The organism is Paraburkholderia acidicola (assembly GCF_002362315.1).
GTDB classification, from domain to species: domain Bacteria; phylum Pseudomonadota; class Gammaproteobacteria; order Burkholderiales; family Burkholderiaceae; genus Paraburkholderia; species Paraburkholderia acidicola.
This window is the reverse complement of sequence record NZ_MTZV01000002.1, coordinates 71,893-88,700: the sequence shown is the minus strand read 5'-3', so window position 1 is coordinate 88,700 and position 16,808 is coordinate 71,893. Positions and strand designations below refer to the sequence as shown.

The 16,808-nt window shown below is 62.8% G+C and carries 16 protein-coding genes; 15 read left to right on the top strand and 1 reads right to left on the bottom strand.

Annotation, left to right across the window (positions count from 1 at the left end; genetic code table 11):
• The first annotated feature begins 39 nt into the window (after positions 1-39).
• From BWP39_RS02445 to BWP39_RS02415, 7 genes are all read left to right on the top strand, one after another.
• The gene (locus tag BWP39_RS02445; RefSeq protein WP_096716798.1) at positions 40-675 is read left to right on the top strand and encodes an L-threonylcarbamoyladenylate synthase; all 636 of its coding nucleotides are present in this window, start codon (positions 40-42) and stop codon (positions 673-675) included.
• Between the two features lie 111 nt (positions 676-786).
• Positions 787-1,452: a site-2 protease family protein gene (locus BWP39_RS02440; RefSeq protein WP_096716797.1), complete on the top strand. Its 666-nt coding sequence runs from the start codon at positions 787-789 to the stop codon at positions 1,450-1,452.
• A gap of 4 nt (positions 1,453-1,456) precedes the next feature.
• A complete protein-coding gene (locus BWP39_RS02435; RefSeq protein ID WP_096716796.1) occupies positions 1,457-2,659 on the top strand; it encodes a tryptophan--tRNA ligase in 1,203 nt (400 codons plus the stop codon).
• Positions 2,660-2,693: 34 nt separating this feature from the next.
• Complete coding sequence (locus BWP39_RS02430) at positions 2,694-3,290, top strand: class I SAM-dependent methyltransferase (RefSeq protein ID WP_096716795.1); 597 nt, start codon at positions 2,694-2,696, stop codon at positions 3,288-3,290.
• Between the two features lie 42 nt (positions 3,291-3,332).
• Complete coding sequence (gene dapA, locus BWP39_RS02425) at positions 3,333-4,244, top strand: 4-hydroxy-tetrahydrodipicolinate synthase (RefSeq protein WP_096716794.1); 912 nt, start codon at positions 3,333-3,335, stop codon at positions 4,242-4,244.
• Between the two features lie 122 nt (positions 4,245-4,366).
• The gene (gene bamC, locus BWP39_RS02420; RefSeq protein ID WP_096716793.1) at positions 4,367-5,506 is read left to right on the top strand and encodes an outer membrane protein assembly factor BamC; all 1,140 of its coding nucleotides are present in this window, start codon (positions 4,367-4,369) and stop codon (positions 5,504-5,506) included.
• Between the two features lie 7 nt (positions 5,507-5,513).
• Positions 5,514-6,287, top strand: coding sequence for an MBL fold metallo-hydrolase (locus BWP39_RS02415; protein WP_096716792.1), 774 nt, complete (start codon positions 5,514-5,516; stop codon positions 6,285-6,287).
• Positions 6,288-6,420: 133 nt separating this feature from the next.
• Here the strand turns inward: BWP39_RS02415 and BWP39_RS02410 are convergent, their stop codons facing one another.
• The gene (locus tag BWP39_RS02410) at positions 6,421-7,116 is read right to left on the bottom strand and encodes a Bax inhibitor-1/YccA family protein (protein ID WP_096716791.1); all 696 of its coding nucleotides are present in this window, start codon (positions 7,114-7,116) and stop codon (positions 6,421-6,423) included.
• Between the two features lie 275 nt (positions 7,117-7,391).
• On the opposite strand from BWP39_RS02410, the gene ndk reads away from it, so the two are divergent.
• The 8 genes from ndk (at position 7,392) to der (ending at position 16,779) form a co-directional block, all read left to right on the top strand.
• A complete protein-coding gene (gene ndk / locus BWP39_RS02405; RefSeq protein ID WP_091014139.1) occupies positions 7,392-7,817 on the top strand; it encodes a nucleoside-diphosphate kinase in 426 nt (141 codons plus the stop codon).
• Positions 7,818-7,930: 113 nt separating this feature from the next.
• On the top strand, positions 7,931-9,079 hold the full coding sequence (gene rlmN / locus BWP39_RS02400) for a 23S rRNA (adenine(2503)-C(2))-methyltransferase RlmN (protein WP_096716790.1): 1,149 nt from the start codon (positions 7,931-7,933) through the stop codon (positions 9,077-9,079).
• A gap of 174 nt (positions 9,080-9,253) precedes the next feature.
• Positions 9,254-10,342 (top strand): helix-turn-helix domain-containing protein, encoded by a 1,089-nt coding sequence (locus BWP39_RS02395; protein WP_096716789.1) that lies wholly within the window; start codon positions 9,254-9,256, stop codon positions 10,340-10,342.
• 103 nt (positions 10,343-10,445) lie between these two features.
• Entirely contained in the window at positions 10,446-11,747 is a 1,302-nt protein-coding gene (gene ispG / locus BWP39_RS02390; RefSeq protein WP_096716788.1) for a flavodoxin-dependent (E)-4-hydroxy-3-methylbut-2-enyl-diphosphate synthase, read from the top strand.
• Positions 11,748-11,768: 21 nt separating this feature from the next.
• On the top strand, positions 11,769-13,109 hold the full coding sequence (gene hisS / locus BWP39_RS02385; protein ID WP_096716787.1) for a histidine--tRNA ligase: 1,341 nt from the start codon (positions 11,769-11,771) through the stop codon (positions 13,107-13,109).
• A gap of 61 nt (positions 13,110-13,170) precedes the next feature.
• A complete protein-coding gene (locus BWP39_RS02380; RefSeq protein ID WP_096716786.1) occupies positions 13,171-13,800 on the top strand; it encodes a YfgM family protein in 630 nt (209 codons plus the stop codon).
• A 61-nt stretch (positions 13,801-13,861) separates the two neighbouring features.
• Positions 13,862-15,007, top strand: coding sequence for an outer membrane protein assembly factor BamB (bamB, locus tag BWP39_RS02375; protein ID WP_096716785.1), 1,146 nt, complete (start codon positions 13,862-13,864; stop codon positions 15,005-15,007).
• A 434-nt stretch (positions 15,008-15,441) separates the two neighbouring features.
• Positions 15,442-16,779, top strand: a complete 1,338-nt coding sequence (der, locus tag BWP39_RS02370; RefSeq protein ID WP_091014767.1) for a ribosome biogenesis GTPase Der — start codon at positions 15,442-15,444, stop codon at positions 16,777-16,779.
• Positions 16,780-16,808: the final 29 nt, after the last annotated feature.

Genomic DNA, 16,808 nt, shown 5'->3' with positions numbered 1-16,808 from the left:
GCAAGCCGGCGCATCGTCCAATTTCCTCACCTGATCGCCATGTCGCAATTTTTTCGGGTTCATCCGGACAATCCGCAGTCGCGCCTGATCAAGCAGGCGGTGCAGATCATCAACGACGGCGGCGTGGTCGCGCTGCCCACCGATTCCAGCTACGCACTCGCATGCCATCTCGATGACAAGCAGGCGGTCGAACGTCTGCGGCGCATCCGTGGGCTCGACGAACGTCAGTTGTTGTCGCTGCTGGTGCGCGATCTGTCCGAGCTTGCCAATTTCGCGATGGTGGACAACCGCCAGTACCGGCTGATCAAGTCGGTGACGCCGGGGCCCTACGTGTTCGTGCTGGAAGCGACCAAAGAGGTGCCGCGCCGGTTGTCTCATCCGTCGCGCAAGACGATCGGGCTGCGGGTGCCCGATCATGCGATCACGCTTGCGATCCTCGAGGAGCTTGGGCAGCCACTGCTGGGTACGACGCTGATCATGCCCGGCGAAACGGAGCCGCTCAACGATCCCGACGAGATCCGAGCGCGCCTTGAAAAGCAGCTTGATCTGGTGATCGACGGCGGTGCGTGTCCGCGCGAACCATCGACGATCATCGATCTGACCGGAGAAGAGCCGGTGCTGGTGCGGGCAGGGCGCGGCAGTCTCGCGCCGTTCGGGCTGGGCCAGGCTGCATGAGCAGGCTGTATGAGTAAACGAAACGATATGAGCGGAGCGTCAGGGAGACCTGAACGCACCGTAAGAGAAGGCGGACGGACGCGCGTAATCGCGTTGTTACAATAGCGAGCTATGGATTCTTCCCTGATACAAACTATCGCCGTCTACGCGTTGCCCGTGATCTTCGCGATCACGTTGCACGAAGCGGCACACGGTTACGTCGCGCGAATGCTCGGCGACAACACCGCCTACGTGCTCGGTCGCGTGTCGTTCAATCCGATGCGGCACATCGATCCACTCGGCACGATCGTGATTCCGCTGGTGCTGTACTTCGCAACGAGCGGCGCCTTCATGTTCGGCTATGCGAAGCCGGTCCCGGTCGCGTTCGGCAATCTGCGCAATCCGCGCTGGGGCAGCCTGTGGGTCGCGCTCGCCGGACCCGGATGCAATTTCATCCAGGCGCTCGTGTGGGGCGTGGTCGGTGTGGTGCTTGCCGTGGTCGGCGTCGATGAACCGTTCTTCACACGGATGGCCGCGGCCGGCGTCGGCGTGAACCTCGTGCTCGGCGTGCTGAACCTGTTCCCCTTGCCGCCGCTCGATGGCGGCCGTGTGCTCACCGCCTTGCTGCCGACGCGTGCGGCCATCGCGCTGTCGCGCATCGAACCGTACGGATTCTTCATCGTCATGGCGCTGGTGATGACGGGCACCCTGACACGCTACTGGCTACGACCGCTGGTCGATCTCGGCTACGATGCGGTCACGACCATCCTGACTCCTCTCGTTTCGCTCTTCTCATAAGACCATGTTCCCAGACCGTATCTTCTCCGGCATGCGGCCCACCGGATCGCTGCACCTCGGCCACTATCACGGCGTGCTGAAAAACTGGGTGCGACTGCAGTCCGAATACCCGTGCTTCTTCTGCGTCGTCGACTGGCACGCGCTGACGACGCACTACGAAACGCCCGAGGTGATCGAAAAGAACGTCTGGGATGTGCTGACCGACTGGCTCGCTTCCGGCATCGATCCGGCGCAGGCGACGCTGTTCATCCAGAGCCGGGTGCCCGAGCACGCGGAACTGGCGCTGCTGCTCGGCATGAGCACGCCGCTCGGCTGGCTCGAACGCGTGCCGACCTACAAGGAGCAGATGGAGAAGCTGAAGGACAAGGACCTGTCCACCTACGGCTTTCTCGGCTACCCGGTGCTGATGGCGGCCGACATCCTGCTGTATCGCGCGTCGCTCGTGCCGGTTGGCGAAGACCAGGTGCCGCACGTCGAAATGACACGCGAGATCGCGCGCCGCTTTAACTACATGTACGGGCGCGAACCGGGTTTCGAAGAGAAAGCGCTCGAGGCCGCGAAGAAGCTGGGCGGCAAGCGCTCGAAGCTGTATCACGAACTGCGCAACGCGTATCAGCAGGAAGGCGATGACGAGGCGCTCGAACAGGGCCGTGCCATGCTGCAGGAATCGCAGAGCCTGTCGCTGAACGATCGCGAGCGGCTCTTCGGTTATCTGGAAGGCGCGCGCAAGATCATTCTTCCCGAGTCACAAGCTTTGCTCACCGAAGCATCGCGGATGCCGGGGCTCGACGGACAGAAGATGTCGAAGTCGTACGGCAACACGATCGGCCTGCGCGAAGACGCCGACACGATCACGAAGAAGGTCCGCACGATGCCGACCGATCCGGCGCGCGTGCGCCGCACCGATCCGGGCGATCCCGACAAGTGCCCGGTGTGGCAACTGCACCAGGTCTACACCGACGAAGCGACACACGAGTGGGCGCAGAAGGGCTGTCGTACGGCGGGCATCGGTTGCCTCGACTGCAAGCAGCCGGTGATCGAAGGCATCCTGCGCGAACAGCAGCCGATGCTGGAACGCGCGCAGAAATATATGGACGATCCGTCGTTGCTGCGCGCGATTGCCGCGGATGGCTGCGACAAGGCACGCCGCTTCGCCGTCGAAACGATGCGTGATGTACGCGAGGCGATGGGCCTCGCGTACAACTGATCGCGTTCGCAGCGCCGCGTCGCGGTCTGTCCGCATGAGCGATCAACCGTTGGCCGCCACTCTGGCCGAGCCGTCGAGCTGGGTCTGCAGCTGGGCGCATCTGATCGCGCCGGGCGGTACGGTGCTCGACGTCGCGTCGGGGCGCGGCCGGCACGCCCGCTGGTTCGCTGAGCGCGGCCATCCGGTGACGGCGATCGATCGCGACATCGATGCGCTGGCCACGATGCGCGACGAACCGCGCATCGCGACGCTTGCCGCCGATCTCGAAGGCGCGCCATGGCCCCTGCGCGCCGACGCGCAGTTTGCCGCGGTGATCGTGACGAACTATCTGCATCGACCGCTATTCACGACGCTGCTCGACGCGCTCGCGCCCGGCGGCGTGCTGATCTACGAAACCTTCGCGCACGGCAACCAGACGGTCGGCAAACCGTCGCGACCAGAATTTCTGCTGGCGCCGGGCGAGTTGCTCGAGGTCGTCCGCGGGCGGCTGCGGGTTGTCGGATTCACCGATGGTTTTCTTGCACAACCGCGTCAGGCTTATGTCCAGCGGATTTGTGCGATTTTCGAGGGGCCTGGCGACAACGATACGGAAGGTGCACGACCCCCTCCGCGTTACGTTCTGCCCGGCTAATCCGCTACAATCGCGATTTACCGATTCAATTCATGGCGTTTCATGACTAACGGCACACATAGCAACGACGGCATCCAGATTCGCGGCAGCATCCCTGCCATCATTACGCCGATGCTCGAAGACGGCGGCCTCGATCTGCCGGCGTTCCGCAAACTGATCGACTGGCACATCGAAGAGGGCACGAACGGGCTGGTCGTCGTCGGGACGAGCGGCGAATCGGCGACGCTGTCGGTCGACGAGCACGTGCTGATGATCAAGACCGCAGTCGAGCACACCGCGGGCCGGATTCCGGTGATCGCGGGCTCGGGCGGCAACTCCACGGCGGAAGCCATCGAGCTGACCGAGCACGCGAAGCGCGCCGGCGCCGATGCGACGCTGCAGGTCGTGCCTTACTACAACAAACCGACCCAGGAAGGCATCTACCGCCATTTTTCGAAAATCGCGGAAACGGTCGATCTGCCGGTCATCCTCTACAACGTACCGGGCCGCACGGTCGCGGACATGTCGAACGAGACGATCCTGCGTCTGGCCCAGGTGCCGGGCGTGATCGGCGTGAAGGAAGCGACCGGCAATATCGACCGCGCGGCGCACCTGATCAAGTCGGCGCCCGCGCATTTCGGCATCTACAGCGGCGACGATCCGACCGCGATCGCACTCATGCTGCTGGGCGGCCACGGCAATATCTCGGTCACGGCCAACATCGCGCCGCGCGCGATGAGCGAGCTCTGCAAGGCCGCACTTGCCGCCGACGCGAAGACTGCCCGCGCCATTCATCTGAAGTTGTTGTCGCTGCACAAGAACCTGTTCGTCGAATCGAACCCGATTCCGGCGAAATGGGCGCTGCAGCAACTGGGTCGCATTCAGGGCGGCATCCGCCTGCCGCTTACGCCGCTCGATGCGCACTACCACGAAGGCGTGCTCGCCGCGCTGCGCGAAGCGGGCTTGATGGGCTGAAGCGGGGCTGGCCCGGTTACGCGACCGGGCTGCACCGTCACCGGCATTTCCTTAACCGACGTCGATCCCGCCACGTTCCGGCTCAGAACCAGGCACCGCGTTCCAGCTTCACGAAGGACCTCATGAAACGTTCCGCACTTTCCCTCCACGCAACCCGCATGGCGGCGCTGACGCTCGCTCTCGGCATGCTCGCCGGCTGCGATACGCTGAACGACTGGTTCGCTACCGACCGCGTCAACTACAAGACGACGAGCAGCGCGCCGCCGCTCGCAGTCCCCAGCGATCTGACACCGACCGGTATCGATCCGCGCTACACCGCGCCCCCGGCCGACAAGGCGTTCGGCGGCGCACCGCAGCGCGCGGTGACGGCGGCTGGCAATTCGACCGAGGGCGTACCGAACACGCAGGATCCGCTCGGCATGCACATCGAGCGTGACGGCGATCATCGCTGGCTGGTGGTCGATGGCCGCACGCCTGACCAGTTGTGGCCGCTGTTGCAGGATTTCTGGAAGGACGCTGGCTTCTCGTTGAAGACCGACGCGCCCGCTACCGGCATCATGACGACCGACTGGGCCGAGAACCGCGCGAAGATTCCGGATGACTGGTTCCGTCGCACGATCGGCCGCGTGATCGATTTCGCGTATTCGTCGGGAACCCGAGACATGTTCCGTACGCTCGTGTCGCGCGATCCGAACGGCGCCACCGACATTTCGATCACGCACAGTGCCATGGAAGAAATGCTGACTGGGCAGGACAAGACATCGTCGCGCTGGGTCGAACGGCCGCGCGATCCAGCGCTCGAAGCGGAATTTCTCGCTCAGCTGATGCAGAAGTTTGGCCTGACCGACGCGCAATCGAAGCAACTGCTGACCGATGCGCGACTGGCTGTGGCGCCTGCGCAGCTCGATACGTCGAGTGGCGGTTCGACGCTCGATCTGCAGGAACCGTTCGACAGCGCATGGCTGCGTGTCGGTCTCGCGCTCGACCGGACGAACTTCACCGTCGACAACCGCGATCGCCAGAAGGGCATCTACTATGTGCGCTACGCGGATTCGACGCAGGAACTGAAGCGCGACGGGCTGTTCGGCAAGCTGTTCTATAGCAACGAAAGCGCCAAGAAACAGGGTCCGGAATTCATGGTCAACGTGCGTTCGCGCGGCAATCAGTTGACCCAGATTGCCGTGCTCGATGCGAACGGCCAGCTCGATACGTCAAAGGATGCGCAGAACATCGTGTCGCTGCTGCACGCGCAACTGAACTAGGCGGACCATGCGGTTCGCGAGCCTCGGCAGCGGCAGTGAAGGCAATGCGCTGCTCGTCGAAGCGCAGGATGGGGCGACGACGACGCGGGTGCTGCTCGATTGCGGTTTTTCAGCGAAGGAAGTCGAGCGTCGGCTGATGCGCATCGGCGCGAATGTCGAGGCGCTCGACGCGATCCTGATCACGCATGAACATAGCGACCACATCGGCAGCGCGCTGACGCTGGCCCGCAAGTGGTCGATCCCGCTGTACATGAGCTGGGGCACGGCACGCGCTGTCGGTGCCGACGATGCCGACGTCGACCTGCGGGTGCTGTGGGGCGACGAGACGGTGGCGATCGGCGATCTTGCCGTATTGCCCTATACCGTGCCGCACGATGCCCGAGAGCCACTGCAGTTCGTGCTATCGGACGGAGCGGGGCGACTGGGCGTACTCACCGACGTCGGCACATCGACACCGCATATCAGCGAAGTGCTGAGCGGTTGCGATGCCCTGGTGCTCGAGTGCAATCACGATCTCGCGATGCTGGCGGCAAGCCGCTATCCGCCGTCGCTGAAAGCGCGCATCGGCGGCGCGCATGGACACCTGAACAACGATGCCGCCGCGGAAATCCTTGCGTCGCTGGACCGGTCCCGGCTGCGACATCTGATCGCGGCCCACCTGAGCCAGCAGAACAATCTGCCCGAGCTGGCGCAGGCCGCGATGGCTGGCGTCCTGGGCACCGCCGCTACCGAGGTGATCGTCGCGTCGCAGCAGGAAGGGTTTTCGTGGTTGAGCCTGTAGGGCGACACGGACAGTCATAAAGCACGGCTACAAAGAAAAACGCGCATGACGGTAAGTCATGCGCGTTTCTGTTTATAGCTGGTTGTTTGTTGATGCACCGGCAAGGCTGTCGCGTAGCTTGCCGGCTCACGGCTTAGTTACGATTGCCGCCGAAGATACCGAGTAGCGCGAGCAGGTTCACGAACACGTTGTACAGATCCAGGTAGATCGCCAGCGTTGCCGTGATGTAGTTCGTCTCGCCGCCATTCACGACGCGCTGCACGTCGACCAGCATGTACGCCGAGAAGATCACGATGGCGAGCACCGAGACCGTCAGCATTAGCGCCGGCAATTGCAGGAAGATGTTGGCGACCGAGGCCAGCAGGATTACCAGCACGCCCATGAACAGCCACTTGCCGAGGCCCGAGAAGTCGCGCTTGCTGACCGTCGCGACCGTCGCCATCGCGGCGAAGATCACACCGGTGCCACCGAACGCGAGCATGATCAGCGACGGACCGTTCGAAAAGTGGAGCACGAAGCTCAATATGCGCGACAGCATCAGGCCCATGAAGAACGTGAAGCCGAGCAGCACGAACACGCCGACGGCGCTGTCTTTGGTGCGCTGGATTGCGAACATGAAGCCGAAAGCGATCGCGAAGAACGCCAGCATGCTCATTGCCGGGCTGGTGGCGGCGAACAGCGTGAAACCGGTCGCGACGCCCACCCACGCGCCCAGTACCGTCGGCACCATCGACAGCGCGAGCAGCCAATAGGTATTGCGCAGTACGCGGTTGCGGGTTTCGACCGTGCTGACGGTGCCGCCACGGCCGAAGTTATAGGGGGTGTTCATGGTTTCTCCTTGCGTCGAACGCAGTGGTGCGGTGGTTGTGCCAGCCACGTGGCCTTCTGGGGCCCGACCGGCTGACCCTACATCTGGAAGCTACATCCCTAAGATTAACCCTGTCTTAAGGAGTTGCAAGACCTGCCGGATGGGTAACGCAAGGCACCTGCAACTCCCCTTGGAGTCTTTCAATGCTGTAAGGGTTCAATCGCAATCATACATGGGAACATGCTACAATAGCGGATTCATTTAAATCTGTAACCTCTTAATTTTCTGGAGTTTTTATGGCGCTCGAACGCACTTTGTCGATTATCAAGCCGGACGCAGTGGCAAAGAACGTGATTGGCCAGATCTACAGCCGTTTTGAAAACGCTGGTCTGAAGGTCATCGCTGCCCGCATGGTGCATCTGTCGCGTGCCGATGCCGAGAAATTTTACGCCGTTCATGCCGCTCGCCCGTTCTTCAAGGACCTCGTCGAGTTCATGATCTCCGGTCCGGTGATGGTGCAGGTTCTGGAAGGCGACGACGCCATCCTGAAGAATCGTCAGCTGATGGGCGCAACCGACCCGAAGAAGGCTGAAAAAGGCACGATTCGTGCTGATTTCGCTGACAGCATCGACGCGAACGCAGTTCACGGCTCGGATGCAGCCGAAACGGCGCGCGACGAAGTGGCGTTCTTCTTCCCGGCAGTCAACGTTTATTCGCACTGATCGCCGGACAAAGTAGTAAGGTAAAAGCAGCAGGAACGGGCGCGAACGGCACAGACGTTCATGCAGCTTGCTTTGCATGAATGTAGTCTCGCACTGAAATGGCAGGATTCGATATGACGAGCACAACCGTCAACCTTCTCGATCTCGACGCCGAGGGGCTCGTCGCCTATTGCGACAGCCTCGGCGAGAAGCCGTTTCGCGCCAAGCAGTTGCAACGCTGGATCCACCAGTACAATGCGGCGGACTTCGACGGCATGACCGATCTCGCGAAGTCCCTGCGCGAAAAGCTGAAAGGGCACGCGACCCTCGCGATGCCCGATATCGTCAGCGACCATATCTCCACCGACGGCACCCGCAAGTGGCTGATCGACGTCGGCAACGGCAATGCCGTCGAAACCGTTTTCATTCCTGAAGAAACCCGCGGCACGCTGTGCGTGTCGTCGCAGGCGGGCTGCGCGGTCAATTGCCGCTTCTGTTCGACCGGCAAGCAGGGTTTTTCACGCAATCTCACTACCGGCGAAATCGTTGGCCAGTTGCGCATGGCCGAGTTCGCGCTGCGCGCCGCACGCGGCACCGCGATCGGCCGGGCGGCCGGCGGTGACGGCAAGGGCGAGCGGGCGGTCACCAATGTGGTGATGATGGGCATGGGCGAGCCGCTTCTGAATTACGATGCGGTCGTGCCCGCCATGCGCCTGATGCTCGACGACAATGCATACGGCCTGTCGCGCCGGCGCGTGACGTTGTCGACCTCCGGGGTGGTGCCGATGATGGACCGGCTCGGCGCCGATCTGCCGGTAGCACTTGCGGTGTCGCTGCACGCGCCGACCGATTCGCTGCGCGACATGCTGGTGCCGCTGAACAAAAAGTATCCGCTGCGCGAGTTGATGGCAGCATGCGAGCGCTATCTGAAGGTGGCGCCGCGAGATTTCATTACGTTCGAATATTGCATGCTCGATGGTGTGAACGACAGCGAGGCGCAGGCGCGCGAACTGCTCGCCGTGACTCGCAACGTGCCGTGCAAGTTCAACCTGATCCCGTTCAACCCGTTCCCGGAATCCGGGTTGTTCCGCTCGAAGTCCGAACAGATCAAGCGGTTTGCGCAGGTGCTGATGGACGCGGGTGTCGTAACCACGGTGCGCAAGACGCGCGGTGACGACATCGACGCGGCCTGTGGTCAACTGGCCGGAGCGGTCCAGGACCGCACGCGGCTCGCCGAGCGCACCGGGAAGGCGGCGAAAGTCATCGAAGTACGGGCTGTGTAGTCCGGCAACGTCCGCGGCAACGTCGCGGCGATGCAAGAGGGAAGTTTTGCAGAAGCGATCGGAAGCGGCACACATGCCGCGCATTTTGTTATAAACGGTCTGCGAATCCGGATTGGGGCGGGGTGTCCCGAAGGGTCGCACGAGTGAAAAAGAATCGACGCGAAAGGATTTGGGATGAGTGAGCCGCAGCACCCGCAGCCGCAGGACACGGAGACGAACGCAGGCCGCCCCGCACCGGCTGTGGTGCAGCCGCTTGGGTCGGGCGGACTGGATTCGCTGGCGGCGCTGGGAGCGCGACTGACGCAACTGCGTGAATCGAAGGGCTGGACGATCGACGACGTATCGGCCCGCCTGAAAGTGGCGGTGCCGAAGCTGCGCGCGCTTGAAGCAGGCGACATCAGCCATCTTCCGGATACGACGTTTGCGCTCGGTGTGGTGCGCAGCTATGCGCGTATGCTCGGCGCCGATCCCGCGCCGTTCACGCAGGCGCTGCGCCGCGAAAAAGGTGTGCCCGAGCCGGATCTGTCGATGCCGGCTTCGTCGGGACGCGATCTGCCGCGCGGCAAGGTTTCGCTGTCACTGGGTGGAGCGCCGCGGCGGCGTTCGTGGCTGTGGGGGATTGCAGCGATCGTCGTCGCGGTGATCGCGCTGGCCATGTGGCACACGAACAGCGGCGAGTCGTCGGCGTGGTTTGCGCGCCTGAAGGCCAGCGCGAACGGCACAGCCCCTACGGCAGGCGATGCGGCGAGTACGTCGGCTACCGTCGCGCAGGGCCAGACGGCTGCAGCCGACGACACGGCGAGTGCGCCGGATGGTCAGAGCAATCAGGCCGCATCTACCGATGCAGGCGCCGTCGCGTCGGGAACGCCGCTACCGGCCCCGCTGCCAACCGCCGCGGCACCGGCATCGGTTGTTGCGTCGGCGGCGCAGGCGAACCAGCCAGCGGTTACTGCCGCACCGGCAAGCGTCGCCACCACGATGACTGCCAGCGCACCCGCCGCCGCGCCTCAGGAAGGCGAAGCGATCGTCGCGATGAGCGTCAGCCAGGACAGCTGGTTCAGTGTGCGCCAGAACGACGGTAAGGAACTGTTCTCCGGCCTCGTTCATGCGGGAGAAACGAAGGAAGTCACCGGCGCGGCGCCGTTCAAGATCACGGTGGGCAACAAGGCAGGGCTCGCGTCGATGACGCTCGACGGCCAGCCGGTCGATCCCGCCAAGTATTCGTCGGCCCGAGGCAATGTGGCGCGCTTCGCGTTGCCTTGATTCTGTCATGACGCGTTGCGGCGAATCAGCCTGCGGCGCTTTCCCCGGTTGGGCGTTGCCAGTGTGCATGGCGGCCTGAGCGGTTTTTTTGCGGATTTTTTCGATGCATTCCGATCCCTTGCCATCCAGCAGCCAGATTTGTTCATCCGAGCCCGTTTTCGGCGGCCACGCGCCGCGTCGCGTGTCGCATGCGGTCGACGTGCGTTGGGGCGGTCAGCTCGTGACGATCGGCGGCGACGCGCCGGTGCGCGTGCAGTCGATGACCAACACCGACACCGCCGACGCGATCGGCACCGCGATCCAGATCAAGGAACTGGCACAGGCCGGCTCCGAGCTCGTGCGGATCACAGTCAACACACCTGAAGCCGCCGCGGCGGTGCCCGCCGTGCGCGAGCAACTCGACCGGATGGGTGTGAGCGTGCCGCTCGTCGGCGACTTCCACTACAACGGCCACCTGTTGCTGCGCGACTATCCGGGCTGCGCAGAAGCGCTGTCGAAGTACCGGATCAATCCCGGCAACGTCGGTCACGGTGCGAAGCGCGACACGCAGTTCGCGCAGATGATTGAAGCCGCGGCTCGCTACGACAAACCGGTCCGGATCGGCGTGAACTGGGGCAGTCTCGATCAGGAACTGCTCGCGAAGATGATGGACGAAAACGCTGCGCGCGCTGAACCGTGGGGAGCGCAGAGCGTGATGTACGAAGCGCTGATCCAGTCGGCGATCGGCTCGGCGGAACGGGCGGTCGAGCTCGGACTCAGCCGCAATCGCATCATCCTGTCGTGCAAGGTGAGCGGGGTGCAGGATCTGATCGCGGTGTATCGCGAACTCGCGCGTCGCTGCGAATTTGCGCTGCATCTCGGCTTGACCGAAGCGGGCATGGGTTCGAAGGGCATCGTTGCATCGACGGCGGCGCTATCGGTGCTGCTGCAGCAGGGTATCGGCGACACGATCCGGATTTCGCTGACACCGGAGCCAGGCGGCCCGCGTACCGGCGAAGTGATCGTCGGCCAGGAAATCCTGCAGACCATGGGCCTGCGTTCGTTCACGCCGATGGTGATCGCGTGTCCGGGTTGTGGGCGCACGACTAGCACGCTGTTCCAGGAACTCGCGTCGCAGATCCAGACCTATCTGCGCACCCAGATGCCGGTCTGGCGCGACCAGTTCCCGGGCGTCGAGAAGATGCACGTCGCAGTGATGGGCTGCATCGTCAACGGTCCCGGAGAGTCGAAGCAGGCGAACATCGGTATCAGCCTGCCGGGTTCCGGTGAGAATCCGGCCGCGCCGGTGTTCATCGACGGTGAGAAGGTCAAGACGCTGCGCGGCGAGCGCATCGCAGAAGAATTCCAGCAAATCGTGAGCGACTACGTCGAGCGCACCTACGGTCGCGCAACGGCGCTCAACTAAATATTCGTCGATCGAAGACAGATGACAGAACAGAAGAAGAAGCTCGAAAAGTTGTCCGGTGTGAAGGGCATGAACGATATCCTTCCGCAGGAAGCCGGGCTGTGGGAGTTTTTCGAAGCGACGGTGAAGTCGATGTTGCGTTCGTACGGATACCAGAACATCCGCACGCCGATCCTCGAACATACGCAACTGTTCACGCGCGGCATCGGTGAAGTAACGGACATCGTCGAGAAGGAGATGTACAGCTTCACCGACGCACTGAACGGCGAGAACCTGACCATGCGTCCGGAGAACACCGCCGCGGTTGTGCGCGCAACCATCGAACACAACCTGCTGTACGACGGTCCGAAGCGGCTGTGGTACGTCGGTCCGATGTTCCGTCATGAGCGTCCGCAGCGCGGGCGTTATCGCCAGTTCCATCAGGTTGGTGTCGAGGCGCTCGGTTTTGCCGGTCCGGATACCGATGCTGAGATCATCCTGATGTGCCAGCGCCTGTGGGACGATCTCGGGCTGAGCGGTATCCGTCTCGAGATCAACTCGCTCGGTCTTGCGCACGAACGCGCCGCGCATCGCGTCGAACTGATCGCGTACCTGGAAAAGCACATGGACGTGCTCGACGAGGACGCAAAGCGCCGGCTGTATACGAATCCGCTGCGCGTGCTGGACACGAAGAATCCGGCGCTGCAGGAAATCGCGCAGAACGCGCCGAAGCTGATCGATTTTCTCGGCGAGGAATCGCGTGCGCACTTCGACGGGCTGCAACGCATCCTCAAGTCGAACAACATTCCGTTCAAGATCAATCCGCGGCTCGTGCGCGGTCTCGATTACTACAATCTGACGGTGTTCGAGTGGATCACGGACAAGCTCGGCGCGCAGGGTACCGTCGCAGCGGGCGGTCGCTACGATCCGCTAATCGAGCAGCTCGGTGGCAAGCCAACGGCGGCGTGTGGTTGGGCAATGGGCGTCGAGCGTATCCTCGAGCTCCTGAAGGAAGAGAACCTCGTACCTGAAGCCGAAGGCTGCGACGTGTATGTGGTTCACCAGGGCGATGCGGCGCGCGAGCAGGCGTTTATCCTTGCCGAACGGCTGCGCGATACGGGCGTCGATGTGATCCTGCATTGCAGCCCGGACGGCCAGACGGCGAGCTTCAAGTCGCAGATGAAGCGCGCCGATGCCAGCGGCGCTGCGTTCGCGGTGATTCTCGGCGAAGACGAGATCGCGAACGGCACGGTTGGGGTCAAACCGCTGCGCGGCATGGATGAAAGTGGCGGTAAGAGTGAACAACATAACGTTCCCGCCGAAGACTTGACCGAATTTCTAATCAATGCGATGGTTGCAACCGCCGAAGACGGCGAGGACTGATCGCGGCGGCGCGTTTGCGGCTCGATATGAACAGATATAAGGAAGAAGGGATCGCCCGGCGATGAGTTACCACGACGAACAAGAATCGATTGAAAGTCTGAAGGCATGGTGGACGCAGTGGGGCAATTCGACCACGTGGGTTGTCCTGATCGTGCTCGTGGCCGCAGCTAGCTGGAACGGCTGGAATTTCTGGCAGCGTCGCCAGGCAGCGGAAGCTTCGGTGCTGTACGACCAGGTGCAGCAGGCGGTCGCATCCGGCGATAAAGCCAAGGTGTCGCGCGTCGCCGCTGATATGGAAGACAAGTTCAGCAGCACGGCCTATGCGCAGATGACTGCGCTCAGCGCAGCGAAGGCGCTCTATACGGCAGGCGACGAGCCCGCCGCGAAGGCGCAGTTGCAATGGACTGTCGACCACGCGAAAGACGACGAATTCCGCCAGATCGCGAAGCTGCGACTCGCTTCGCTGCTGCTTGACGAAAAGGCGTATGACGCAGGCCTCGCGCTGCTCGCGGAGCCGCAGTCGGATGCCTTCAAGGGCGTTGTTGCCAACGGCCGCGGCGATCTGCTCGCAGCCCAGGGCAAGCGCGACGATGCGCGTACTGCTTACAAGCTCGCGCTCGACACGCTGCCGAAAACCGATTCGTCGGCTCGTCAACTGATCCAGTTCAAGCTGGACGCACTGGGTGGTTGAACGTCACGCTGCGACGTGTCACCTCCCATCGATTAACTCACCATCCTTGCCTGGTTCACTGATGAATCTGCTGAAACGTTACGCTGTGCCCGTTGCCTGTGCGATGACCGTGCTCACCCTGGCGGCTTGCTCATCCACGAAAGACGAGCGCCGCGAGCCGACGCCGCTCACCCAGTTCAAATCCGTGCTCGATGTGCAGCTCGCGTGGAAGTCGAGTGTCGGCAAGGCCGGACGTTACCTGTTCTCGCCGGTCGCGGTAGGCGACTCGATCTACGCGGCAGGCACCAATGGTTCGGTGGCGAAGATCGACGCGAAGACCGGCAAGGACATCTGGCGCACGAAGGTCGGTAGCGATCTGTCGGCTGGGGTAGGCAGCGACGGTACGCTGACCGCCGTAGGCGCGCTGAAGGGCGGCGTCTATGTGCTCGGACCCGACGGCAAGCTGCTGTGGAAGTCGACTGTGCAGGGCGAGATCATTTCGCCGCCGCTCGTCGGCAACGGCTATGTGGTGGTACGGACGATCGACGGTCAGATCGCTGCGTTCAACGCGGAAACCGGCGAGCAGAAGTGGATCTATCGTAACCGCGCGGTGCCGCTCAATCTGCGCGTATCGTCGGGCATGACGTTCGCCGCCGATGTCGGCGTGCTGGCAGGCTTCCCGGGCGGATCGTTTGCTGCAATCAACCTGCAAAGCGGCGATGCGTTCTGGCAGACACCGGTGTCGTATCCGAAGGGCGTGACCGAAGTCGAGCGGATCAACGACGTGACTGGCGCGCCTACGCTCGTCGGTGCACAGACCTGCGCCGCGACGTTCCAGGGGCAGCTCGGCTGCTTCGATGCGAACTCGGGGCGCCCGGTGTGGGAGAAACCGTTCTCGAGCACGAGTGGGGTCGCTCAGGATGAGCGCGCGGTGGTCGGCGGCGACGACTGGTCGGTGGTCTGGGCGTTCGATGCATCGAACGGCAGCGCACTGTGGCACACCGACAAGCTGAAGAACCGCGAGGTCAGCATTCCGTATCTGCTGGGCCGGGCGGTCGTAGTCGGCGACTATCAGGGCTTTGTGCATTTCCTGTCGCGCGACGATGGTACGTTCATCGCGCGGATGAAAACCGATGGCAGCGCGATTACTGCCCCGCCGGTGCTGGCCGGCGACACGCTCGTCGTGCAGACGCACGACGGCGACCTGTACGGGTTCCGTCCGCGCTGATTGATCCTGTCGCGGCAACTCCCGTACGACGTGCAGGCCGGCTGTGTTGCCGGCCGTCTGCGTTTTAACGCTGCACGATAATCCTCAGGCGGCCTTGCGTGCCGCCCGAACAAGCCGGTCGAACCAGCACTGAACCACGCCGTTGCATTGGCGTTGTATGAAGTGTGGTCAGGCAGGCATCGCAGAACCCATGATCGCCGGAACCGCAACAGGGTCCGGCTCCGGCGCGAGAGCCTGGCGCGTCGGCCGGGCGTTGGCCCGTGTATCGACCCAGCTTGGTCCCTGGACCGTCTGGACGCGCGAGTTGCCTGTGCGTCCGGCCCCGGCCGGATTCGTGATAATTTTCGTCAAGCGCTGCCGCGAACCGGCCGCCTGGCGTCGCCACGCGGCACACCGTGTTTCCGTGCGCCGCGCTTCACCGTGAACAACATTCGATGAAACCCGTAATTGCCCTCGTCGGGCGCCCCAATGTGGGGAAATCCACGCTGTTCAACCGCCTGACACGCTCGCGCGACGCTCTTGTCGCCGACCTGCCGGGGCTGACACGCGATCGCCACTATGGCGAAGGGCGGGTCGGCGAACGGCCGTACCTGGTGGTCGACACCGGTGGCTTCGAGCCCGTCGCGAAAGACGGCATCCTGCATGAAATGGCGCGGCAAACGCGCCAGGCCGTCGCGGAATCGGACATTGTCGTGTTCATTGTCGACGGTCGAAACGGGCTGGCTCCGCAGGACAAGACGATCGCCGACTATCTGCGCAAGACGGGCCGGCCGATCTTCCTCGTCGTGAACAAGGCCGAAGGCATGAAGTACAGCGCGGTCGCCGCCGACTTCTACGAACTCGGCCTCGGCGATCCGCGTGCCATTTCCTCCGCGCACGGCGACGGTGTGAGCGAGATGATTGGCGATGCGCTCGAAGTCGCGTATGCAGGGCAACCTGAAGAAAGCGAAGAAGAGAAGGAAGCGCGCGGTGTCAAGATCGCGATCGTTGGGCGGCCGAATGTCGGCAAGTCGACGCTCGTGAACACGTTGCTCGGCGAAGAACGCGTGATCGCGTTCGATATGCCTGGCACGACGCGCGATTCGATTTACATCGACTTCGAACGGCAGGGCAAGAAGTACACGCTGATCGACACCGCGGGTCTGCGTCGTCGCGGCAAGGTGTTCGAGGCGATCGAGAAATTCTCGGTGGTGAAGACGCTGCAGTCGATCTCCGATGCGAACGTCGTGATCCTCATGCTCGATGCGCGGCAGGACATCTCGGATCAGGATGCACACATCGCGGGGTTCGTCGTCGAACAGGGGCGTGCGCTCGTGGTCGGCGTGAACAAGTGGGATGGCCTTGATCCTCATGTGCGCGAGCGTACGAAATCGGATTTAGAGCGCAAGCTAAAATTTCTTGAGTTCGCGAAATTTCACTTTATTTCAGCGTCGGAAAATACCGGCATCGGTGCATTGATGCGTTCCGTCGACGACGCGTATGCAGCTGCGATGGCCAAGCTGCCGACGCCGAAGCTGACCCGCGCATTGATCGACGCTGTCGAATTCCAGCAGCCGCGTCGTCGCGGCCCGGTGCGACCGAAGCTGCGCTATGCGCACCAGGGCGGCCAGAACCCGCCGCTCATCGTGATTCACGGCAACGCGCTCGACGCGATCACGGACACCTATAAGCGCTACCTTGAAAAACGCTTCCGGGAAACTTTCGGGCTGGCGGGAACTCCATTGCGAATAGAGTTTCGTTCGTCGACGAACCCCTACGCGGACAAAGGCTGAGATTCAAACTGAAGTTCAGCCTGAAACCC